At 39.6% G+C, this 23,709-nt stretch carries 24 protein-coding genes and 2 tRNA genes; 3 read left to right on the top strand and 23 right to left on the bottom strand.

The features are described from left to right. Positions 1-67: 67 nt before the first annotated feature. The 10 genes from LQE94_RS01430 to LQE94_RS01385 all read right to left on the bottom strand — a co-directional run bounded on the left by LQE94_RS01430 (position 68) and on the right by LQE94_RS01385 (position 8,533). On the bottom strand, positions 68-676 hold the full coding sequence (locus LQE94_RS01430) for a PrsW family glutamic-type intramembrane protease (RefSeq protein WP_240576837.1): 609 nt from the start codon (positions 674-676) through the stop codon (positions 68-70). After that, positions 661-1,290, bottom strand: a complete 630-nt coding sequence (locus LQE94_RS01425) for a permease (protein ID WP_240576836.1) — start codon at positions 1,288-1,290, stop codon at positions 661-663. The genes LQE94_RS01430 and LQE94_RS01425 overlap by 16 nt, the downstream gene beginning before the upstream one ends. A 116-nt stretch (positions 1,291-1,406) precedes the next feature. Continuing rightward, positions 1,407-1,937 (bottom strand): hypothetical protein, encoded by a 531-nt coding sequence (locus LQE94_RS01420; RefSeq protein ID WP_240576835.1) that lies wholly within the window; start codon positions 1,935-1,937, stop codon positions 1,407-1,409. 270 nt (positions 1,938-2,207) lie between these two features. Beyond that, positions 2,208-4,424 carry an anaerobic ribonucleoside-triphosphate reductase gene (nrdD, locus tag LQE94_RS01415; protein WP_240576834.1) on the bottom strand — a complete coding sequence of 739 codons (2,217 nt, stop codon included), beginning with the start codon at positions 4,422-4,424 and terminating at the stop codon, positions 2,208-2,210. A gap of 137 nt (positions 4,425-4,561) precedes the next feature. After that, positions 4,562-4,852, bottom strand: coding sequence for a GIY-YIG nuclease family protein (locus LQE94_RS01410; protein ID WP_022075873.1), 291 nt, complete (start codon positions 4,850-4,852; stop codon positions 4,562-4,564). A gap of 169 nt (positions 4,853-5,021) precedes the next feature. After that, positions 5,022-5,093 (bottom strand) — tRNA-Asn (locus LQE94_RS01405). A gap of 46 nt (positions 5,094-5,139) precedes the next feature. Beyond that, positions 5,140-5,212: transfer RNA gene (locus LQE94_RS01400), tRNA-Ala, on the bottom strand. 69 nt (positions 5,213-5,281) lie between these two features. After that, a complete protein-coding gene (locus LQE94_RS01395) occupies positions 5,282-6,100 on the bottom strand; it encodes a CvpA family protein (protein ID WP_240576833.1) in 819 nt (272 codons plus the stop codon). Positions 6,101-6,109: 9 nt separating this feature from the next. Further along, entirely contained in the window at positions 6,110-7,303 is a 1,194-nt protein-coding gene (locus tag LQE94_RS01390; RefSeq protein ID WP_240576832.1) for a DUF5711 family protein, read from the bottom strand. A gap of 60 nt (positions 7,304-7,363) precedes the next feature. Then, positions 7,364-8,533 carry a LysM peptidoglycan-binding domain-containing protein gene (locus LQE94_RS01385; protein WP_022075372.1) on the bottom strand — a complete coding sequence of 390 codons (1,170 nt, stop codon included), beginning with the start codon at positions 8,531-8,533 and terminating at the stop codon, positions 7,364-7,366. A 203-nt stretch (positions 8,534-8,736) separates the two neighbouring features. Here LQE94_RS01385 and LQE94_RS01380 point away from each other — a divergent pair, with 203 nt between their 5' ends. Continuing rightward, positions 8,737-9,291, top strand: coding sequence for a phosphohydrolase (locus LQE94_RS01380; RefSeq protein WP_240576831.1), 555 nt, complete (start codon positions 8,737-8,739; stop codon positions 9,289-9,291). A 47-nt stretch (positions 9,292-9,338) separates the two neighbouring features. Here the strand turns inward: LQE94_RS01380 and LQE94_RS01375 are convergent, their stop codons facing one another. From LQE94_RS01375 to hypB, 5 genes are read right to left on the bottom strand one after another with little or no spacing between them, the layout of a single operon-like run. Continuing rightward, positions 9,339-10,046, bottom strand: coding sequence for a FadR/GntR family transcriptional regulator (locus LQE94_RS01375; RefSeq protein ID WP_118724081.1), 708 nt, complete (start codon positions 10,044-10,046; stop codon positions 9,339-9,341). A gap of 37 nt (positions 10,047-10,083) precedes the next feature. Then, positions 10,084-11,121: a DUF5692 family protein gene (locus tag LQE94_RS01370; RefSeq protein WP_240576830.1), complete on the bottom strand. Its 1,038-nt coding sequence runs from the start codon at positions 11,119-11,121 to the stop codon at positions 10,084-10,086. 39 nt (positions 11,122-11,160) lie between these two features. After that, positions 11,161-11,505: a hydrogenase maturation nickel metallochaperone HypA gene (locus LQE94_RS01365; protein WP_118724079.1), complete on the bottom strand. Its 345-nt coding sequence runs from the start codon at positions 11,503-11,505 to the stop codon at positions 11,161-11,163. Positions 11,506-11,509: 4 nt separating this feature from the next. After that, positions 11,510-14,215, bottom strand: coding sequence for an FAD-dependent oxidoreductase (locus LQE94_RS01360; RefSeq protein ID WP_240576829.1), 2,706 nt, complete (start codon positions 14,213-14,215; stop codon positions 11,510-11,512). A 29-nt stretch (positions 14,216-14,244) separates the two neighbouring features. Beyond that, the gene (gene hypB, locus LQE94_RS01355; protein ID WP_118724077.1) at positions 14,245-14,913 is read right to left on the bottom strand and encodes a hydrogenase nickel incorporation protein HypB; all 669 of its coding nucleotides are present in this window, start codon (positions 14,911-14,913) and stop codon (positions 14,245-14,247) included. A 297-nt stretch (positions 14,914-15,210) separates the two neighbouring features. On the opposite strand from hypB, the gene LQE94_RS01350 reads away from it, so the two are divergent. Further along, a complete protein-coding gene (locus LQE94_RS01350) occupies positions 15,211-15,609 on the top strand; it encodes a hypothetical protein (protein ID WP_240576828.1) in 399 nt (132 codons plus the stop codon). Between the two features lie 15 nt (positions 15,610-15,624). After that, positions 15,625-15,900 (top strand): hypothetical protein, encoded by a 276-nt coding sequence (locus LQE94_RS01345; protein ID WP_118724075.1) that lies wholly within the window; start codon positions 15,625-15,627, stop codon positions 15,898-15,900. Between the two features lie 79 nt (positions 15,901-15,979). Here LQE94_RS01345 and LQE94_RS01340 read toward each other — a convergent pair whose 3' ends face one another. The 8 genes from LQE94_RS01340 to LQE94_RS01305 form a co-directional block, all read right to left on the bottom strand. Then, complete coding sequence (locus tag LQE94_RS01340) at positions 15,980-16,918, bottom strand: transketolase family protein (RefSeq protein WP_240576827.1); 939 nt, start codon at positions 16,916-16,918, stop codon at positions 15,980-15,982. Then, the gene (locus tag LQE94_RS01335; RefSeq protein WP_240576826.1) at positions 16,906-17,742 is read right to left on the bottom strand and encodes a transketolase; all 837 of its coding nucleotides are present in this window, start codon (positions 17,740-17,742) and stop codon (positions 16,906-16,908) included. Before LQE94_RS01335 ends, LQE94_RS01340 begins: the two co-directional genes overlap by 13 nt. Before the next feature lie 91 nt (positions 17,743-17,833). Continuing rightward, a complete protein-coding gene (gene fsa / locus LQE94_RS01330) occupies positions 17,834-18,487 on the bottom strand; it encodes a fructose-6-phosphate aldolase (RefSeq protein ID WP_117989988.1) in 654 nt (217 codons plus the stop codon). Between the two features lie 273 nt (positions 18,488-18,760). Continuing rightward, complete coding sequence (locus LQE94_RS01325) at positions 18,761-19,888, bottom strand: LacI family DNA-binding transcriptional regulator (RefSeq protein WP_240576825.1); 1,128 nt, start codon at positions 19,886-19,888, stop codon at positions 18,761-18,763. 10 nt (positions 19,889-19,898) lie between these two features. Continuing rightward, positions 19,899-20,495 (bottom strand): recombination mediator RecR, encoded by a 597-nt coding sequence (recR, locus tag LQE94_RS01320; protein WP_117989987.1) that lies wholly within the window; start codon positions 20,493-20,495, stop codon positions 19,899-19,901. Next, entirely contained in the window at positions 20,495-20,848 is a 354-nt protein-coding gene (locus LQE94_RS01315; RefSeq protein ID WP_022075422.1) for a YbaB/EbfC family nucleoid-associated protein, read from the bottom strand. The genes recR and LQE94_RS01315 overlap by 1 nt, the downstream gene beginning before the upstream one ends. A 2-nt stretch (positions 20,849-20,850) precedes the next feature. Then, positions 20,851-22,455: a DNA polymerase III subunit gamma/tau gene (dnaX, locus tag LQE94_RS01310; protein ID WP_118737649.1), complete on the bottom strand. Its 1,605-nt coding sequence runs from the start codon at positions 22,453-22,455 to the stop codon at positions 20,851-20,853. A gap of 60 nt (positions 22,456-22,515) precedes the next feature. Next, positions 22,516-23,592, bottom strand: a complete 1,077-nt coding sequence (locus LQE94_RS01305; protein ID WP_186865461.1) for a 6-phosphofructokinase — start codon at positions 23,590-23,592, stop codon at positions 22,516-22,518. Positions 23,593-23,709 lie beyond the last annotated feature (117 nt).

Below are 23,709 nucleotides of genomic sequence, written 5' to 3'. Positions count from 1 at the left end.
TAACAATGTATTTAATTAGCCCATTTTATCACATTTCATGAGTACTCTTCAATCTTGTTTCCACATTTCATAAGCGTAATTTCGTAACCCAATAAAGCAGATACAAGACGATTGGCAGTGCAAGAGCAATGTAATCATAGGACGACTGTATCAACAGATTAAATATAGCATGCAATGTCATTGACGCAGTAAGCAGTGCAAAAGTTCCCGTATAGAACAGCTTTTTCTGTTTTCGCACATAAACAATCCCATTGCCCACAATCATTGTGCAGATGCCATGGGAAAGGCTAGTTGAAATACCACGTACAACAGCCCATACAATATCAACCTGGTCTACATATGTAATCAAAAGGAACGCGTTTTCCAATATAGCAAATCCAATGCCCGAGGCCATAGCAAGCTGAAGAACCAGTTTTCTGTCATCACTGACAAACAGTGCAAAAAACAACACTGGAAGTGCTTTTAATATTTCCTCTACAATAGGTGCAGCTGTAATAGAAAGTTCTGGTCCACTGAGCGAAAATAGGGCACAGACAACGGAATTAATCTCATAGGCACATACTGCCAGCACCATACCACCAAGTACAAAACCAAGTAACAATCGGGACTGTTTTTCCAGCATAGGAATCAGCAATAGCAAAGGCACGACCATACAAATCATCAGAATATAAACCATTTGCGCACCCCCATTCTTGCCACTGGCAGATAGACTGCAAGCAGAATCCCGATACAGATACTACTAACATTTTCGAGCACAGAATCCTGCGCCGAAACAATTCTGAGCATCATGCAAATACATAGGGCGATGATTAAAATGTTGTAGGTACGTAAAACCCTGATATACCCCATTTCAATATCCGGCATAATCAGATGCTTCACTGCAAAATACATGGTAAAAGTCATTGGCACTATAACAAGGTATTTCCAGAATTCCTGATTTCCAAAATACATCAGCAGTGTAGAACCCGCCAAGAAGAGCCCTGCAATAAATCCTGCAGTTCTCCGAAACCATCTGAACTCTGTCTGCTTACCATCAACAAGACTATCAAGCGCCCCATAATAAGACGAAAAGAAGAAGAAAAACATACCGATATATCCAAGGTATCCAATGTGAAAACTGACATCTTCGGACTGCCATAAAAACACATAAAGTGCTGTATAGATATTACCAATCAGGCAAGTCAGCCCTGCGTACCATAAAATTCTATAAAACAACGGCACTTTCTTGTGAAAACACATGCAGCCGCCATAGATTGCCGCAATCAGCGAACCAACCAGTTCCGGCATCATTCGGTCCTCCTTTTTCTACCCAGCTTCTGAACTCCAAGAGTGACAACACAGCCTAAAACAAGACCAAGCACAAGAGCGGTTATTGCAAGACCGGCTTCCGAAGTACCATACATACTCTATCCTCTCGCGATTCCGGCAAGTGTTTCGTGCGACTGGGAAATCTGAGCATTTGCACCTGAAATATAACTATTATACTGCCCCATAAGGTCCTGCAAATTAGCCATGACTTGCTGACTCTTTGTATTAACTGTTTGCTGATAATTTTCAAGAGATCCAATCGCCACCGTCCATTCATAAGCATCCATCAACAGATCATTTCCTGTCGTATCATAAACCAACCCCCTTGCATCCATATAAGCTGCCATATCAGCAGGCATCTCTGTTTCCTGACCGGATGCTTCCGCCTGACTGCGAAGCTGTCTCGCATTTTCCAGAAACTGAATATTCTGCTGTTGCTCCTTCTGCAGTTCCTCAATTTGCTGTATGTAACTTTCCGCATTCGCCTTGCTCTGCTGCGCCAATTCTAACTGCAGCTTGGCAAACAATAGTGTCGCGTCATCGATGGAAACATCCTCCGCAAAAACAGTATCTGCTGAAGACAGAATCAATATTATTGCCGCAACAAAAATTATTATTTTCTTATTCATATCCACTCCTCCTTTTTGTAATCTTCTCCCTTCTTTTCCCCTGTTAAAAAAAGCTCCATGAGCCATCATTTATTATAATAATGATAACATGAAACTTCTTCTCCGTAAAGGAGCCATTGGGGACGGGGTTAGTGGCTTTTTTCGTAGAAAAAAGCCACTAACCCCGTCCCCAATAGCTCCTCCTGTAGCTCCTCCTGGAAACAAAAATTCAGCCGTCTAAGACGGCTGAAAAATTTGGTTTTTTGGTTTTTTTTCTTTGTGTTAACTATATTATTTGTACTCTGGATTTGTATGATTAGATAAATGCAATACTCTGTCTTTAATCTCCTGCGTACGTCCCTGATTCCAGAACTGTGTTCCGATATATCCACATGTTCTGCGGGCTACCGACATCTTTGACTGGTCACGATTTCCGCAATTTGGGCATTCCCACACCAGTTTACCGGAATCTTCCTCTATAATCTTAATCTCTCCGTCATATCCGCAACATTCACAATAATCACTCTTTGTATTCAACTCTGCGTACATGATGTTTTCATAAATAAACTTCATAACAGCTAATACTGCCGGAATGTTGTTCTGCATATTCGGAACTTCCACATAGCTGATTGCACCACCCGGTGAAAGCTTCTGGAATTCAGACTCAAATTTCAATTTACTAAATGCATCAATCTCTTCTGAAACATGTACATGATAACTATTTGTAATATAATTCTTATCTGTAACTCCCGGAATGATTCCAAAACGCTTCTGTAAGCATTTTGCGAATTTATAAGTTGTAGACTCCATCGGAGTTCCGTAAATGGAATAACTGATATGCTCAGCTGCTTTCCATTCATTACATTTATCATTCAAATGCTGCATAACTTTAAGTGCAAATGGTTTTGCTTCCGGGTCTGTATGTGACTTACCATACATTCTCATACACATCTCATAAAGTCCTGCATAGCCAAGAGAAATCGTTGAATATCCATCATATAATAATTTATCGATTGTCTCACCTTTCTTCAATCGTGCAAGTGCACCATTCTGCCACAAAATCGGAGCCACATCGGAAATCGTTCCTTTCAGACGCTCATGTCTGCAACGAAGTGCTCTATGACACAATTCAAGACGCTCATCCAAAATTCTCCAGAACTCATCCATATCTCCGTTTGAAGAACAAGCTACATCTACAAGGTTGATGGTAACAACTCCCTGATTGAATCGTCCGTAAAACTTATGTGAACCATCTGCATTAAGCTGGCTATCCTCAACGGTAAGGAATGAACGACATCCCATACATGGATAAACTTCACCTTTTTTCAGTTCCTTCATAATCTTTGCAGAAATATAATCCGGAACCATTCTCTTTGCTGTACACTGTGCTGCTAACTCTGTTAAGTGCCAGTATTTTGAATCTTCTGTAATATTATCTTCATCCAGCACGTAAATCAGTTTTGGGAATGCCGGTGTGATCCATACACCTTTCTCGTTCTTTACACCCTGCATTCTCTGAATCAATACTTCTTCAATGATAGTTGCCAGATCGTCTCTTGTCTTGCCTTCCGGTACTTCATCCAGATACATAAACATCGTTACAAACGGTGCCTGGCCATTACATGTCATCAATGTAATAAGCTGATACTGGATTGTCTGAATACCGCTTCTTACTTCATCACGAAGTCGGCGCTCTGTCACTTTATCAATAATTGTCTCATCTAATACTTCTCCACATTCTTTACGCTCTGCAATAACATTTGCACGGATTTTCTTTCGGCTAATGTCAACAAACGGTGCCAAATGTGCCAGAGTAAACGACTGTCCTCCATACTGGTTACTTGCAACCTGTGCAACAATCTGTGTTGTCACGTTACATGCTGTAAAAAAGCTGTGTGGTTTCTCAATCATAGTTTCACTGATCACTGTACCATTCTGAAGCATATCTTCCAGGTTGATCAAATCACAGTTGTGTTCTCTCTGTGCAAAATAATCTGTATCATGGAAATGGATAATTCCCTGCTCATGTGCCTGCACAATTTCTTCCGGCAGTAGTACACGTCTTGAAAGATCCTTACTGACCTCTCCTGCCATATAATCTCTCTGTGTTGAGTTGATTACCGGATTCTTATTAGAATTTTCCTGTTTAACTTCTTCGTTGATATGATCCAACAATGCAAGAATGCCATTATCCGTTGTGTTGGACTTTCTCTTCATCTCACGTTTATAACGATAGCGGACATACTTCTGTGCCACTTCATATCCTCGCATCTCCATGATACCAGTCTCAACGAGATCCTGAATATCTTCTACATTCACTGCATGAGTAGATTCTTCTACTTCTTTTGCAATCTTATCTGCAATTGCTGAAATCTGGAAGATGTTAATCTGATGGAGATTATCAACTTCTTCATTCGCCTTTTCAATTGCATGTGTAATCTTGGAAATGTCGAAAGATACCTCTTTTCCATTCCTTTTTATTACTTTTGTTTTTACCTCCGGGCTCATCACAATCTCCTCCTATTACTATATATTCTGTTCTATACTTTTTCATACACAATATCTTGTGTGAAGCGTCTGAATCTATCATACATCATCTTGTACAGAAAAGGAAGTACAAATTTAAGACTTTTCTTTTCTCGTTTTCAGACAATTTCATTTTTTGGCTCAACCAATAGGGTTTGAGCTACTTTATTTTCACCGGATATCAATTGTATTTTTTTTATACGTGATAATTGCTTGACAGCATATTCTCGTCGCATCGCTTCTTCTTTTGTAGCAAAAGTCTCATAATATACCAGCTCTACAGGGCATCTGCTTTTTGTATACTTTGCCCCTTTTCCCGCATTATGATCCTTTATCCTTTTTTCCAGATTATTCGTCCATCCGGTATAAAAACTGCCGTCTTTACATTTCAAAATATAAGTATAGTTCATATTTCTTTTTTCCCTTTAAATGCCGGGAACAGTTTCTGCTCCCGGCATTCTTTCTTTGCGCACTAAAGAGTATTCTACACCATGCATTGTTTATAATGCAAGCCCAAGTCTACGTTTTATTAAATCTGCACAAAAAGACGCAGACATTACTGTCTGCGTCTCATCTCAACTCCCCGAGTTGGGTTCGAACCAACGACCCTTCGGTTAACAGCCGAATGCTCTGCCGCTGAGCTATCGAGGAATACCTATATTCAATTTATCCCAGTATCAATTGATACTGGGATAAGTGGAGAATACGAGATTCGAACTCGTGACCTCCTGCTTGCAAGGCAGGCGCTCTCCCAACTGAGCTAATCCCCCATAACATTGTTTTGTCTTACAACTTTTATAGGATAACATAATCCCATAAAAGTTGTCAAGACAATTTTTTTAAAATGACAGCAATTTTGTCAGCAGCGGATTCATTTGATACAATCCCGTGAGAACCGGGCTTTTCTCTATCAGTTCAAAACATTGTTTACCCACATCTGTTGAATAGATTAGTGTCAGCACAAGAAACAGAAGCCAGACAATCACCAGAGCGACTCCCAGCCCCAGCACTCCGCCTCCGCAATGATTCAGAAAGCCAAGCATCGGCAGCTCGCCTATAATGTCCACCGCCACCATCAGTGCCCGTACGATCACAAATGTCAATACAAATGTAACCAAGAATGATAGTATCTTTATCACCATTCTTGAGATATACTCTGCAACATAATTTGGGAATTTGGACACGCCCAGTTCATTATAAATTTCCGAATTATTATTTTCCAGCAAAGCAGTTTTTAAGAACGATGGCAAATTTGATTTTTCAATCAGACTGATCTGCTGATCCTTCGGAATTTCTCCAATAACATTCAAAATATCATCTGTTGTGATCCCGATTCTCTTCCAGTCCTCATTTGCAATATTTTGCAATGTATCATCATCAATATTTGCAAATGGTGTCCCTGTCAAATCCTTTCCCTCGAAAATAGAACCCGACACTTCCGGCATAAACGATTCTACACACTTCTTTTCTATCATTTCATCTATCGGAGTATATTTTGCCAATGCATCTGCCACATATGGGGATAAATACATCATAATCACAATTGTCAGAACCGATGACAATAATGATAATCCAATTTTAAAAAATCCTCTTATATATCCCACTGCAATGCACAGTAAAAATATTACTCCTACAATAATCAACAACCAGTTATCCATATTTTTCTCCTATCGTACCAGATAAATCACGCGCAATTCATTTGTACCCATCACCCAGTATTTATTAATTCCATTTGACGGAATGACCGATAAAATATTCATTCCCAAATCCTTATTAATCCTCTCAACACCTGTCTTTGTGATAACGCAGTATCTACTTCCTTCATACATAATAATCTCGCTTCCTGTCATACTGACATTGCTATATTCACCTTTTATGTCTTTACACATAACCTGCTTTCCTGCTTTGTTATACAAACACACTTCATAACCGGTTTTATCTTCTTTCAGCAAAACGAAACCGATATATTTTGATGTATGAAAGGTACTCTGGATTTCTTGCTTCAACGTAACTTCTTTCTTTTTCTTCGGAACATCCTTACCTGAATAAATTATAAAAGAATGATCAGAAACAACTACAAGATTGGATTTATCCATAAAATAAATTTCCGGCATAATCTCTTCATCATATTCTTTCTGACTGACGATATGATTCGTTTTATTCTTACCTTTTTCTCCGAAATTGTAACAAATCACTTTTGATTTGAGGCTTCCGCTTCCTGTATCCAGATAAGTCACTGCCAGCACTGTACCGTCTTCAGACATATCCAGCGCTGTCGGATATCCGAGACTGCTTACCGAAACTTCATTTTCCACCAGAATATTGCCCGAAGAATCATAAGTCACTATATAAGGTGTATTCCCGTTCTTCAAAATTATGCTTATAACACCTTGATTTGAAATAGAAATCTTTTCAACCGGCAATGTCGTCTCAAATTCCCCTTTTAACCCTTTACGGTCAAAAATCTGAACGGAGTTTCCTCCACAATCAGCAATTGCAAACACGTTTTTATTTACATCAATGATTGGATTTTTAAATTGTCCTGACTGAATCCACAACTCTTTATTCTTATGATTTAGATATGTCACACCATTTCTGCTATAACGAACAATTCCATTATGAAATGCAACATATTGATTGTTATCTGATGATGTCTTCGTGTAAGATGCGGCTTTATAAACCTTTGAATATGCGTGCTCTGTTATAAGCATATAAGTTCCGGCCACTACCATAATAAGAAAAAAGAGAATTGTTGCATTTCTCTTTGCCCGGGCAGTCCGGTATTTTCTTGTCAAACGGTTTATTTCTTCCATTGACAATGCCCCCGACGCCTTTAGTGTAGATTTTCTCTTTTGTACCATATTATACTTACCTCTTAATATGTTTTTCCAACGCTTACTAACGCTCATTATAGCATGAAGTTATGGCAATAGCAATTTTTGTCCGATATAAATCAGGTTACCATCCTCAAGCCCATTCATTCTACAAATAGCATCTACATGTCCTACATCCCCATACATTTTCCGGCTGATAATCGCCAGTGTATCGCCCTGCTCTACCACATAAATTCCATCCGAACCATTTACCTGTGTATCGCCTGACGCCGTTTCTGTACTTTCTTCCCATGCAGTTTTTACTTCATTATTTTGATTTGGATTTTCTTTTGTTTCTTCTTTCTCTGTATCTTCAATATTTCCTGCTTGTCCCTGCTCACTATTGTTCTGTTTTGTATCTGTCTTTTTCGCCTCTTCCTTCGCAGCTTCTCCTGTCACCGCAGTTACATTTCCGCTTGTTTCTGCCACCTCTTCACCAGCAGAATCTTCTATTCCTGCTCTCTCTCCAAGTGTAACCTGTGCTGCTTTCATTTTACCGAAGTTATTGATCATGACCGCACCCATCACAACAACAAGAAGAATAAGACACGCACTTACTCCTTGCATGATACGGTTTGTGTAAACTTTCTTTTTTCGTTCCCCCGTTTTGGTGTGCACAATACTTCGAAAATTCTTCGCTGCCTGATCTTCCACAGTTTCCGTGGGAGACATCCCATTTTTCTTTCTATTTGCAATCATATAATCCTGCATACAAGGATTTTTTTCATAGTAGGTATAATGTCCTGCAATCTCCATAAGATCATTGAATTTATGCACAAAATACGCTTCTTCTTTTTCTGCCGCATCTTTCATGATAAACACTGTATTCTTTTTCGGAAATGATTTTTTATGTAAACGCAACGTATTGTTTGATACTGTTAATTCTATATTGGCCTGCGTCACAAACCATCCCAGCAATTCTCCGTTTTCAAAAAATTCTTTACAATCTTCATAGGCTTGTTTCCAGGTTTCTTCATCTATCACAAACCCGGATTCATCTGTTTTAAGATCATGCATCTGAATTGCCCCATATATATAGACATATTCTTCTTCCTTCGTCTTTTGCATGTCTCCGACAAGAAATGCACCGATTGGTGTTTCTCCTGCTTTCTCGCATAGTTGGGTAAAAAAAGTATCTACATAATCTTCCACATATATTTTAGGTGTATCACTTACATTTCCGATCTGACGTACGTTTTTTGGTATCTGTCTTTCCATTTCTACTCACCTCTGCTATATTTTTTGCAGGTATGCCAGCGCGCACTGTAATTTGGCATCCCGCAGATTGTCTAAAGAACAGGAATCCGTTCCACATTGAACACTCAAAAGAATAGCACCTTGGAAATGTATGATTTTATCATTTTCTGTCAGGAGAATTCGACAAATAAATAATGGGGTTACTTTATCTTGTCAGAAGTGCTATGATGATTTCAGAATTTGGAAATCTGGTGATTAAAATGAAATTAAAGAATAAATTATTAGATCAGCTTCACAAAGAAGCATTGTACGATCCTGTTGACTTAAAAAAGGAATGGGGTGAAGATTTTTACGAATGTATCAGAGATATTGCAGAACATCCTGTTGTCCTTCGTATGAAATTATACCCTCATCACGGACACACTAATTGTTATGAGCATTGCCTGCATGTAGCCTATTATAATTATGTAGTGTGCCGTTATTTTCATCTGGATGCCCGCTCTGCTGCCCGCGGCGGTATGCTACACGATTTATTTTTGTATGACTGGCATACTCATGCCCAGAAGACCGGTGAACGTTTTCACGGAATCCACCATCCCAAACATGCCTATCGACATGCAAAAAAATTCTTCAACCTGAATCCGATTGAAGAAGATATTATCCTTGCCCACATGTGGCCGGTAACAGTTTTAAAAGTACCAAAAACAAAAGAAGGCTGGATCACCACTTTGACTGATAAATATTGCGGGGCTCTGGAGACCGGGCAGGGACGGAGTTAGGCGGCTTTTTTCATACGAAAAAGCCGCCTAACTCCGTCCCTGTTTGGTTACTCGTAGTATATCTGCTGATTTCCTTCTATACAATTCTTCATAGAAGACTCAACCCATTTAATTACACCTTCAGTATCTCTATTCGCTATATATGTCCACATTTTATAATTATTTTCATAAAGTGCCTCTAATCCATATAAAGCACAATATCTCTCCCACATCGCAAAAATCGGGCTTTTAAAAGACTGTATTATCAATGGAATCAATGCATTATTTGACATTAAGGCGAATTCATGTTGAAATTCAAAAGCTGCCTGAACTGCCTCCGACATCTTCTGTGCGTCTTTCATCTCACATACTTTCTCGTATAAGATGTCTATCTGTTCATCACTAAGCGAATCTACACACAGCCTTGCCGCCAAAGTATCCAATGCAATCCTCACTTCAAATATAGAACGGATTTCTTCATTTCGAAGGCTTCCTCCATTATATTTCATGATAGCCAACAGAGTTTCAATTGTTCCTTTTCTTCTGTAATCTGCTACATAAGTTCCGCTTCTCGCTTTAACATGAACAAATCCCATTTTTTCAAGATCGGATATTCCTCCATTCACAACCGCTCTGCTGACCTGCATCATCTCCGCAAGCTGCCTTTCGGATGGAAGTTTTTCTCCAATCTTTAGTTTTCCTGATAAAATCATATGCTGTAATTGTTCTACAAAAAGCTCACGTAATGACGGAGAACTAATTTTTTGAAACTCCATTGACTCTCTCCTCTTTTATACTATAAAAGTTTTATTTCTACTCAGCTCTTGACATTGCAATCTGGAAATCCTTCTGGTCTGTAAATATTTCATTCTTATATGGATTTTTCTTCTGTTCCTTTGCTCGTTTTATGATAAATGCAAAACAAAGTACATTTGCTGCTAACGCTATAATTGCTATAACACCCTGCATAGTCGGGTTTACTGCTGTTGGGCGAATCGCACTGTCCATAAATCCATCTGCATATAAAACCGGAATCACTGAAAATCTGCTTGCATCCTGGAATAATGGGAATACCTGTGCAAACATACACCATAATGCCAATGTATTAGCACGGTTCTGAATCCAGCCACCTTTGTTCCACAATGCATTTGCAAATGTCGGTGCTAAGAGCAATGCAAGTCCACAGTACCATGTATGTGTCGGCAGGTTATTGTATGTATATTCAAAATTCCAAAGATCATATGCTATGATAAAGCACCATGTCATATCAGGCCAAAGCATATCTTTTTTGTCTTTTGAAGAATAAATCCCCCACCAGCCTGTCATACAAAGAATATTTAAAATTCCTGCAATACCATTTACCCAGTTCCACCAGCCTCCATACAGCCATACATTTTCTGAAGACAGCCACCAGCGGTCTCCATATTCTGTCAGTGCCATAGCACCACGAATTCCAGATTCGAAATCACTTACAACAGCAATCAAAATATTAACTGCAACAATCACAAACGGAAATACTTTAAACCATTCTGTTTTTCCGATTCCCCATTTGTATTTTAACATCATAAACCCAATACATCCAGCCGTAGCTGCATATAATTTCGCATAATGGAACCAGCTTGTCATATGCACATAAGTATCATTGTTCAATGCCCAGTCCATTCCCAAAGCCGCACAAACATAAATTGCAATAAAATATACTGTCAACAATGCCGGAATCACTCCAAAGCAGATAATACCGCCCATTTTACTTCTTCTTGCAAATTCATTTGCAAGCACAAGACAGGTAAATACAAGCAGCCATCCTAATAATTGCCAGCCGGCTCCCTCTCCATAAATTTGAAATAACATGTTACATTCCTCCTCTTTTTGCATGCCATTTTTTCATCATCAACATGCTTCAATTTCTTTGATATTAAATTCATTCCCTGTTAATAAATATGTTTTTTCTCCAGAACAATACGGACACGTCCGTCCATACTCAACTGTTCCGTAAGATTTTTGGCAATCCTCACAAAAACTGACTGCCGGAATTTCTTCCGTGATCAATTCTGCACCTTTTATAAATTCATGCTTATTTACTGCCCATTTCCAGCAGTCCTTCAAATAAGAATCAACAACTCCGGATACTTCCCCGATTTCCAGGGTCACACTTGCAACTTCGCTGAGCTTATTTTCTACCGCTATCTTTTCAAGGCTGTCTATAATATGAAACACGATACCTAGTTCATGCATAATCCTACTTCTCTTTCTTACCAAACTTAATCTTAATTCCGCGCTTCAAGGCATATGGCAGGATTGCTTTCATCTTATCTTCTGACTTCACCATTTTACTGCAATCTGGGTTTTCTCTAAATAAATGAATCGCATCAAACTCACATTTTGTTGTACAGACACCACATCCAATGCATTTATTCTCATCTACAACAGATGCTCCACAGCCCAGGCATCTTGCTGTCTCTGCTTTAACCTGCTCTTCTGTAAATGTTAAATGCGCATCCCGGAAAGATTTTTTGGCATCAATCTGCTTATCCATGCCCGGAATTTGTCTTGAGCCATTATCATATTCACTAACCTTCAAATTTTCTTTATCAAGTTCAATAAATTCTCTTCGGTTTCTTCCTATTGTAAGACTGCTATTCGGCTGCACAAAGCGATGGATTGATACTGCGCCTTCTTTTCCTGCTGCAATTGCATCGATCGCAAACTTTGGACCTGTATAAACATCTCCGCCGACAAACACATCAGGCTCTGCCGTCTGATATGTAAGTGAATCTGCAACAGCTCCATTACCGCGTCCTAATTCAACCTTACTGTTTTCCAAAAGATTTCCCCATTCAATACTCTGACCGACACTGAAATATACATGTTCACACGCTACTGTGATTACGTCATCCTCATCATATTTCGGAGCAAATCTGCCTTCTTCATCAAATATAGATACACATTTTTTCAAAACAATTCCTGTCACTTTTCCGTCTTTTACAAGAACTTCTTTCGGTCCCCAACCACAGTTAATCTGGATTTCCTCTTCTTCTGCTTCTTGAATTTCTTCTAAAGAAGCCGGCATTGTTTCTCTGCTTTCCAAACAATACATTTGAACAGAGCCTGCACCACATCGCTGACTTGTTCTCGCCACATCAATTGCTACATTACCACCTCCGATAACTACCACATTGCCAGTTATCGGATATTTTTCATCTTCTCCAACTGTTCGAAGTAACTCGACCGCAGTCATAACTCCATCTGCATCTTCTCCCTGAATTCCAGGCAATCTTCCACCCTGGCATCCAATTGCAATGTAAAATGCTTTATAGCCTTGATTTCGTAATTCATCTAACGTGATATCTTTTCCAATCTCAACACCACAACGAATTTCTACACCCATCTCACGAATCACTTCGATTTCTGCATCAATTACATCTTTCTCTAATTTAAAGGATGGGATTCCATATCGAAGCATTCCGCCCGGTTTTTCATTTTTTTCAAATACTACCGGACGATATCCTTTTTCTGCAAGATAAAATGCACAGCTTAATCCTGCCGGACCAGCTCCAATGATTGCTACTTTCTCATCGAAAAGACGTCCCGTTGTAGGCGGAATAATTGGTGGAATATATCTTGTTTCCGCATGCAAATCCTGTTCAGCAATAAATTTCTTCACTTCGTCTATCGCTACTGCCTGATCGATAGTTCCTCTCGTGCATGCATCTTCACATCGCCTGTTGCATACTCTTCCACACACCGCCGGGAATGGATTTTCTTTTTTTATTAATGCAAGTGCATCCTGATATTTACCCTGAGCTGCCTTTTTCAAATATCCCTGAACTGCAATATGGGCAGGACAGGCTGTTTTACATGGAGCGGTTCCTGTATCATAACAGTTGATACGATTCTTGTCTCTATAATCTTCTGTCCACTTTTCCGGTCCCCATTTTGCTGCATCCGGGAGTTCCTGCTTCGGATATTCAATCATACCCTCATTCGTACAAAGCTTCTGCCCAAGCTTTACTGCTCCAGCCGGACAAAATTCTACGCAGCGTCCACATGCCACACAATCTTCGGTTGACACTCTCGCCACGTATGCAGAACGAGACATGTTCGGAGTATTAAATAACTGTGATGTACGTAACGCATAACAAACATTAACATTACAGTTACAGATTGCAAAAATCTTATTTTCGCCGTCTATATTTGTAATCTGATGAACAAATCCATTATCTTCTGCACGTTTTAAAATATCTATCACTTCATCATAAGTAATATATCTTCCACCTTTATTTGTCTCAACAACATAGTCCGCCATATCACCTACCGCAATACACCAGTCTGCCGGATCATCTGCACAGCCTTCCCCATATGTTTTTCTGGACAATCGACAAGAACATGGACTGGCTGCGTATTTTCCATCATATTTTTTTAACCAATGTGAAATATGTTCAATATCTACCGACTGATTCTCCATCTCGATCGCTTTTTCCACCGGTATTACATGCATTCCGATTCCAGCTCCTCCAGGCGGTACCATTGGAGTTACCTTCTCAAGCGGAAGCCTTGACATACGTTCAAAAAAATGAGCCAGTTCCGGATGTTCTTTTAATCGTTCTTCATTCATGTTGAAGAACTCTGCGCTTCCCGGAACAAACATTGGAAGTACATATTGTTTTTCTTTTTTCGGATTCTCCCAGTTGTATTCCAGAAGCCCAATCTCACTCATGTCATCCAACAATTTCTGCAGTTCTTTTTCTTCTTTTCCTGTGGCTTTTAAAAGCTGTGAAAATGTCATCGGTTTTCGGACTTTCATCTTCAATGCTACCTCAGCCATCTCATCTGTTACAACTCCGGCCAGTCCCCAATATTCCGGATCATCTACTGTAACTTTGTGACCAATCCTGTCTGTGACTTTCTGTCCCAGTTTCAAAATCAGTTCTCTCTCTTCAGCCATAATTTTACCCCTTCCTTTCATTTTAATTTTTATTCTTGCCAAATCTTTACTTCATTCAGAAGCCAGTCTGCCCACTTATCTATCCCTTCTCCTGTTTTCGCACAAATCGGAATAATCTTTGCATTCGGATTACGCATTAAAATATTTTTTTTGCAAGCTTCCATATCGAAATCAAAATACGGCATAACATCTATCTTATTAATCAATACAACATCGCAAATTGAAAACATCAATGGATATTTTAATGGTTTGTCATCCCCTTCCGGTACACTTAAGATCATTGCATTTTTTACTGCTCCTGTATCAAATTCAGCAGGACAGACAAGATTCCCCACATTTTCCAGAATTGCCAGATCTATATCCCCCGTCTCCAATCCTTCTAATCCTTGTGCTGTCATATCTGCATCCAGATGACACATTCCACCTGTATGTAACTGGATCGCTTTCACACCTAATTCTGAAATAGTCTTAGCATCCACATCAGAATCAATATCCGCTTCCATCACTCCGATTCGAATCTGATTCTTTAATGCTTCTATCGTTCTTGTTAATGTCGTTGTCTTCCCAGAACCAGGTGATGACATTAAATTTAAAAGATAGACCTTTTTTTCTTTCAATTCTTTTCTCACTTCATCCGCTCGTTTATCATTATCCGCAAAGACACTCTGCTTAATTTCCAGCGTTCTGAATTTCCCCATTACATTTCCTCCTTCTGTTTATTAATAATTGGCTATACCAATTATTGTCATTTTTCTATCATTATATTATTTTGCACGATTTTTGTCAATTTATCTTGATTTTTTCGTGTATTTCACACTAATATTTTCTCATTTTCTTTTATTTAATTCGTTTTTTCTCGTTTTGGTATCTGGTATAACCAGAACATCCTTTTTTATTTCAGCCTTACTTGACACTCCCTATTTAATATGATACTTTGTAACTATTCGAAAGGTAATTTTCAATATTACACTATTTTATTTAAAGGGGGTTTTTACATGGCATGCTTTTTAGCACCGGCTACCGAAGCAATCGTTGTATCTGCAGCCGCACATCACAATCGCAAGGTAAGCAAGGACAATTCTTCTGAATCTAAACAGCAGGAATCTGTCACATTTTCATCTTACCTTGTTCAGAAACTGCAATGGTTAAGCACACTCTTATGGGGAGGAAGTTTTCTGCTTCTTATCGAACACATCTGGCACGGCGAGATTGTTCCCTGGTTTCCTTTCCTTACTGCGCTAAACAATCCAAATGACATTAGTCCTATGTTGACCGAAATTGCAACCGTAGGTACTGCTATGGCTCTTACAGTTACATTTACATGGTTTATCGCAGTTGCTGTTTGTTATATGGCACTAAAAAAACAGTCCGACAAATCTATCGTTACTGATTAGTAGGAGGAATTGTTTATGTGTTTGATATTAACTTTTCTTGCAGCGGTCTTCACAAGCATAATTTGTTTCTCACACCCACAGTTTATCCAACAATTCCAGTTGCATAAACTTGCATTAATGTATTGGGGTGCAACACTGATGTGGTCAATTGATGGTGTTTTTCAATTACGGGAGGGAGAAGCATTTTTCGATTTGAGCCTTAATGATACTTTTCTTGGAATTGTAGTTATCATTTGTGGAGTTGTATTATGGGGATTAACCACTTTTGCTCATAGAAGAAAAACAGTATAAGAACCGAATAGGGATGAAATCAGGCGGCTTTTTCTCATACGAAAAAGCCGCCTGATTTCATCCCTATTCGGTTCTTATCTTAGCAGAAAGCTTTCACTTTCTCATAAATTCCATCTGTATCCAAACCATATTTCTTAAGCAGTTCTAATGCCGGTCCGGATTCTCCAAACACATCATTCACACCAATCTTCAGAACTTTTGTTGGAGCTTTCTCTGAAAGCACATCACATACTGCACTTCCAAGTCCGCCGATTACAGAATGTTCTTCAACTGTAACTACTTTACCTGTCTCTTTTGCTGCTGCAACGATTAAATCTTCATCCAGAGGTTTGATTGTATGGATATTGATTACTTTCGCTTCAATTCCTTCTGCAGATAATCTTTCTGCCACTTCCAGACAATTTGCAACCGGCAGTCCGCTGGCTACGATTGTGAGATCTTTTCCTTCACGAAGAACAACACCTTTACCCATCTCAAATTTGTAATCTTCTCTATCATTGATAACCGGCACTGCCAGACGACCAAATCTCAAATAAACCGGTCCTTCATACTCATAAGCAGCTTTTACAGCAGCTCTTGCTTCTATATCATCGGATGGATTAAGAACAACCATTCCCGGAATTGAACGCATCAGTGCGATATCTTCGTTACACTGGTGAGTTGCTCCGTCCTCTCCTACAGAAATACCTGCATGAGTTGCTCCGATCTTTACGTTTAAATGTGGATATGCAACAGAGTTACGAATCTGCTCAAATGCACGTCCGGCTGCAAACATTGCAAAAGAACTTGCAAATGGAACCTTTCCTGCTGCTGCCAGTCCTGCTGCTACACCTACCATATTGCCTTCTGCGATACCACAGTCAATATGTCTCTCTGGAAATTCTTTTTTGAACACACCAGTCTTTGTTGCTGCTGCCAGGTCGGCATCCAGAACAACTAAATTGTCATGTTCTTTACCAAGCTCAACTAAAGCATTACCATAACTATCTCTCGTTGCGATCTTCTTTACTTCTGACATAATGCTTCACCTGCTTTCTCTAAATCTTCCATTGCGATCTTATATTCTTCATCGTTTGGAGCTTTTCCATGCCAGCCTACTGCATTCTCCATGAAGGAAACACCTTTTCCTTTTGTTGTCTTTGCAATAATTGCTGTCGGCATTCCCTTTGTCTCTCTTGCTTCTTTCAAAGCTGCTGCAATCTCATCCATATCATTACCATTAATTGTAATTACATGGAAATTGAATGCTTCGAATTTCTTATCAATTGGATATGGAGAGTTTACCTCTTCAATTGTTCCGTCAATCTGTAAATTATTATTATCTACGATCACAACCAGGTTGTCCAGTTTACGGGAACCTGCGAGCATAGATGCCTCCCATACCTGTCCTTCCTGAATTTCACCATCTCCAAGAAGTGTATATACACGATAATCTTCATTAGACAATTTTGCAGCAAGTGCCATACCTACTGCGGCTGAAATTCCCTGTCCAAGTGAACCAGATGACATATCTACACCCGGGATATGTTTCATATCCGGATGTCCCTGCAGATAAGAACCTGTATGACGAAGTGTTTTCAAATCTTCTACAGGGAAATATCCCCTGTTTGCCAATGCAGAATACAATCCCGGTGCTGTGTGTCCTTTTGAAAGAACAAAACGGTCACGGTCTGCTTTCTTAGGTTCTTTTGGGTCAATGTTCATTTCTTCAAAATACAGATATGTAAAGATATCTGCTGCAGATAAAGATCCGCCCGGATGTCCGGCTTTTGCGCTATGTACAGCAGTCACGATTCCTTTACGGACTTCGTTGGCTGTTTTCATTAATTCTAATTTGTCCATGAGACTCCTCCTGATTTTTATGTTCATACATAACTGTATTATAATACAGCACAACTACAAACCGCAAGTCTCTTTATGAGACTTGTTCGACCTACTCACCAAATACTGCAATATAGTCTTTTTTGAATTTTTCAATTCCTGCATCTGTCAATGGATGATGTGTCATCTGCTCAATTACTGCATATGGTACTGTTGCAATATCAGCTCCTGCAAGAGCACAATCTGTTACATGGATTGGATTTCTTACACTTGCTGCAATGATCTCTGTCTCAATTCCTGCAACTGCAAACATCTCTGCGATCTCTGCAATCAAATCTGTTCCTCTTGTAGAAATATCATCCAGTCTTCCAAGGAATGGTGATACATATGTAGCACCAGCTCTTGCTGCAAGAAGTGCCTGGTTTGCAGAGAAGATCAATGTCACATTTGTCTTGATTCCCTCAGCTGTAAGAACTTTAACTGCTTTGAGTCCTTCTACTGTCATTGGAATCTTAACAACCATGTTTGGATGAATCTTTGCAATCTCACGTCCTTCTGCAATCATGCCCTCTGCATCTGTTGTAGTAGCCTTTACCTCTCCACTGATCGGTCCGTCTACGATAGAAGCAATCTCAGCGATAACTTCTTCAAATACACGGCCTTCTTTAGCGATTAAAGATGGATTTGTTGTAACTCCACAGATTACTCCCATATCATTTGCTTTTTTAATATCCTCTACTTTTGCTGTGTCAATAAAAAATTTCATGTCTTGTTCCTCCTTAAAATACGACCTGTTCACGAGATAATTTTTGCAAATTTTTTATTTGCTCTCTTTACTTTCGATTATAGTCACGAAAAACAAAACGGTCAATAGGCCGGAAAATTATTAATAATTTTCTTCTGTTTATAAATTAATTTTATTAACAAAACTCAATTTATTTCATTGTTTATCTGCTCGTCATTTTTCAACTTAGCAGTTTTATCCCCATAATTAAACTATATAGGAATTTTATTTTTATATCAATACGTTCTATTTGTATTAATATTTATTAATATTTTTCTTTTTTGCATTAATTTTTGTTTTTTTACCCGGTGGATATGATGTCGTCCCCCTCGCCACAAGCTGAGGCTCATATTCCACATGATAAATACTGATTGGCTGGATTTCTCCGTATTTCTGATCAGCACTTTTTATCTTCTTCATTATAATATCACAGGCATCTCTGCCTTTATAAATGACAAAATGCTCTATCGTAGTTAAAGATAGTTTTCTCATTTTAGAAAATAAGGTATTGTCACACCCCATAACCGACATGTCATTTGGCACCTTGTACTTTTCGTCATAAAGTGCGTCCAAAATTCCAAATGCAATCATATCATTCAACCCTACGATTGCAGTCACATCTCCATGCTCCGCCAGTACTTCTTTTGTTAAATCATATCCAATCCGATATTCCGAATCAATACCCGGTACATCCTGATCAATGGATTCATTTGCAGACTTGATAACAACGCCATTTGCCAACCCGGCTTCACTGAATTCTTTTAAAAATCCTTCCACGCGCTTTGAACGTTGTTTTTGCCGCACTGTGAGCGGCGGCGCAATATATGCCACTTTCTTATGTCCCAAATCCAACAAATGTCTCGCCATAATCCTGCCCAGTTTTGAATTATCAAGCTCCACTGCATCAACTTCTAGTTTTTCATTCTGATTATTAATAATTGCAAATGGAATGGTTTTTGATAATTCTTCTATCATTTCCAGATAACACCGGCTCGGATTACAAGTATAAATCACACCTCGTGGATTCAACGACGGCAACATTTTCAAATACTGTTCCTCCAGCACAAGACTTCGCTGTGTATTACAGACAAACAATCCATATCCTTGTTCCGTTGCGCGTGCTTCAATTCCCTGCAGCAACATCACATAATATGGATTGGTCAGATTTGGGCAAAATACTACCAACAATTTTTCTCTTCTGCTCTCCCTTTTCCGCTTTCGTTTCGGAAGTTCATACCCAAGTTCTTCTGCTGAGTGCTCCACCCTCTCTATTACTTCTCGAGAAAATGAGACATTATATTTCTTATTTAATACCATAGATACCGTTGCCTGCGATACTCCTGCATGTTTTGCCACATCTGAAGATGTTACTTTTTTTCCCAATTACTCTACCTCACAGCTCTGTTCTGCCATCCAGTGCTCTCAAAAGTGTCACTTCATCGATATATTCCAGATCACCACCGACCGGAACACCACTGGCAATTCGGCTGACTTTGATTCCAACCGGCTTGATCAATTTACTAATGTACATTGCTGTTGTTTCACCTTCTAAACTTGAGTTTGTCGCAATGATCACCTCATCAACATCCCCTTGAAGGCGAGCCATCAATTCTTTTAATTTAATATCGCCAGGTCCGATTCCGAGCATCGGTGAAATAGCTCCATGAAGCACGTGATACACACCATTATATTTTCCGGTTTTCTCATATGCTGCCAAATCTCTCGGACTTTCAACTACCATGATTGTCTTATGGTCTCGGTCTGGATTACTGCAGATTGGACATATCTCCCGATCCGTAAGAGTACAGCACTGTGCACAGTAGCGCACGTTGTTACGTGCATCTACCATGGTTTTCGCAAGATTCTCTACCTGCTCTTTCGGCATATTAATAATGTGAAATGCCAATCGCTGTGCTGACTTTGCACCGATTCCCGGAAGTCTTGAAAACTCTTCGATCAACCGGCTGATCTGATTACTATAATATTCCATTAAAATAACCCCGGCATTCCGCCGCCAAGTCCACCTGTCAATTTAGACATTGCAGCACCTGATTCTTCATCAACTTTACGAAGTGCTTCGTTCGTTGCTGCAACGATCAAATCTTCTAACATTTCAATGTCATCCGGATCCACTACTTCTTCAGACAGTTTCACTCTGACTACTTCTCTCTTACCAGACATTGTTACTTCCACAGCTGAGCCTCCGGCTGTTGCTGTAAATTCTTTTGTCTCCATTTCCTTTGCCTGCTCTTCCATCTGACGCTGCATCTTCTGAGCCTGCTTCATTAAATTTGCCATATTCCCCGGCATTCCGCCACCTGGGAAACCACCACGTTTTGCCATGATCAATCCTCCACTGTTATTTCCATGTTAATTACTTTTTCCATGTGTTTTTCTAAATCTACAAATGTATCTTCAAATCTTCGCCCGTCATCTAGCTGACGCACCTCAACTTCAACCTTCTTGCCGATTCTCTGCTCAATCACCGACTCGATTTCTTGCTTATGATCTTCCCTCTTCACACTTTCCGCTGCAATACTATCAGACAGAACAATCAATAACCGATTATCTCCTCCCAGACTTAATCTTGCCTGTTTCAGATAAATACTAGTCGGTGCAGATACCTCATCTGCGATAGAGCGGAAATTTTGCACCACCTTCTGTATTTCCTCCGGTACTGCATCCGGCAGCTCTGGTTTCGGCTGGCTTTTTCTTGAAGAAGAATTCGTATTCCCTGCTATACCATTGACCTCAGACGCATTGACGTACACTACCTTCTCCTGTACAGCTTCCAGTTCACGATCTAATCGGTCTTCCACCGCACGAATCCGATCCAGAAGACTATCCGTATTCACTTCCATCGCCGGTGTACATAACTTGATCAATGCCACTTCCAAGAGCACTCTCTTCTGTGTCGCATATTTCATCTGACCGGATAATTCCGAAAAAATGCGGATATAGCGAAGCAGTGTATCCACCTCTATCATCTGTGCTTCTTCTTTTAACTGCTGAAGATTTTCTGAAGACACATCCAGAACATCTTCCATATTATCAGAAGTCTTAACGAGAAGCAAGTTACGAAGATACCAAGTGAAATCCGCCGTCAATTGCGAAAGCTCTCGCCCCTGCATTACCAGTTCTTCCACCGTATCCAAAACCTTAGGAACATCTCTCGCTATAATGTTACGAAGCAAACGGCTGAAGACATCGGTATCCACTGCACCAAGCACTTCCAAAACATTATCATACGTCAGCTTCTGCCCCAGATAAAATGCAATACACTGATCCAGAAGACTCAACGCATCACGCATCGAGCCGTCTGCAGCCTTTGCAATATATCGTATTGCTCTCTGCTCAACATCCACCTGTTCAATTTCCATCAGATCATTCATTCGGCCTGCAATCGTATCAATCGTAATTCGATGAAAATCATAATGCTGACATCGAGATAAAATTGTGATTGGAATCTTATGAACCTCCGTTGTTGCCAAAATAAATATCACATACTCCGGCGGTTCCTCCAATGTCTTTAAAAGTGCATTAAATGCTCCGATAGACAACATATGCACCTCATCAATAATGTAAACCTTAAAGCGTCCTTCCGTCGGACGATACGCCACTTCCTCCCGGATCTCTCGAATATTATCCACACCATTGTTAGATGCCGCATCAATCTCAATCACATTCATCGACGTGCCGGCTGCAATCGCTTTGCACATCGCACACTCTCCACATGGACTTCCATCCACCGGATGTTCACAATTCACTGCCTTGGCAAATATTTTTGCCACAGTCGTCTTTCCTGTTCCACGAGTTCCGCAAAATAGATACGCATGTCCGATACGGTCTGCCTTAATCTGATTCTGTAATGTCTTTATAATATGATCCTGACCCTTTACATCCTCAAATGTAGTCGGACGGAACTTTCTGTATAATGCCGTATATGACATGAATCACACCTCTTTGTTTCTAGTTATTTTTTTGAAAATATCCTGTCACGGACTATCTCATTATTCATCTCCGAAGCTAATTCCTATCATTTTCGCTTCCTGAATAAAACTGCATTTTGGATCGACATATTTCAGCTTTCCGGCAACCTCTTCCAGCGGAACCTTTGTAATCTCTCCGTCACGCATTGCTACCATGTATCCATATTCCTGATTTAAAATCAACTCTGCTGCCTTAGCTCCGACTCTTGTTGCAAATACACGATCATATGCACATGGAGAACCGCCGCGCTGTGTATGTCCCGGAACTGTAATTCGAACCTCCTTATCTGTTGTCTTCTCAATCTGTTCAGCCAACTCGTATGCAATAGAAGGATATTTTCTCTTTGCAAGCTTTTCTTTATACTCTTTCTTCTTCAGCTTCGCATCTTCTTTTGAAATCGCACCTTCCGCTACCGCAAGAATCGTAAATTTCTTACCCGCCTTTGTGCGTTTCTGAATCACATCAGAAATCGCCTTAATATCATATGGAATTTCCGGAAGAAGAATGATATCAGCTCCGCCTGCAATTCCTGCATGCAATGTAACGTGACCTACTTTATGTCCCATTATCTCAATAATAAATACTCTGCTGTGTGATGTTGCAGTTGTGTGAATGCGGTCAATTGTATCTGTCGCAATATCTACTGCACTCTGGAATCCAAACGTCATATCTGTTCCCCAGAGATCGTTATCAATTGTTTTTGGTAAAGTTACTACATTCAGCCCTTCCTCGCGAAGCAGGTTTGCTGTCTTATGTGTTCCATTACCACCAAGAATCACAAGACAATTCAAATTCAGCTTATAATATGTGTGCTTCATAGCTTCAACCTTATCAAGACCATCGGCATCCGGCACACGCATCAATTTAAACGGCTGTCTTGATGTTCCAAGAATCGTACCTCCACGTGTCAGAATTCCCGAAAAATCTTTCGGAGTCAACATGCTAAAGTTACCATATATTAATCCTTTATATCCATCTTGAAAACCATAAATCTCTACATCATCACGCTTTGTGCAGATTCCTTTCACAACTCCTCGCATTGCTGCGTTCAGCGCCTGACAATCTCCACCACTTGTCAACATTCCAATTCTAAGCATAGTATTTATCCTCCTTGCTGAAAAACTTTTGCATACTGTATTTATTTTAGCATAAATAAATGAGACTATAAAGAAAAATCTCATCGATCACATTTCCCCATAGTCTCATTATTTTAT

The organism is Mediterraneibacter sp. NSJ-151 (genome assembly GCF_022487435.1).
Taxonomy (GTDB): Bacteria; Bacillota; Clostridia; order Lachnospirales; family Lachnospiraceae; genus Schaedlerella; species Schaedlerella hominis.
Note: the sequence above shows the minus strand (reverse complement) of the source record. Positions and strands in the feature narration are given on the sequence as shown.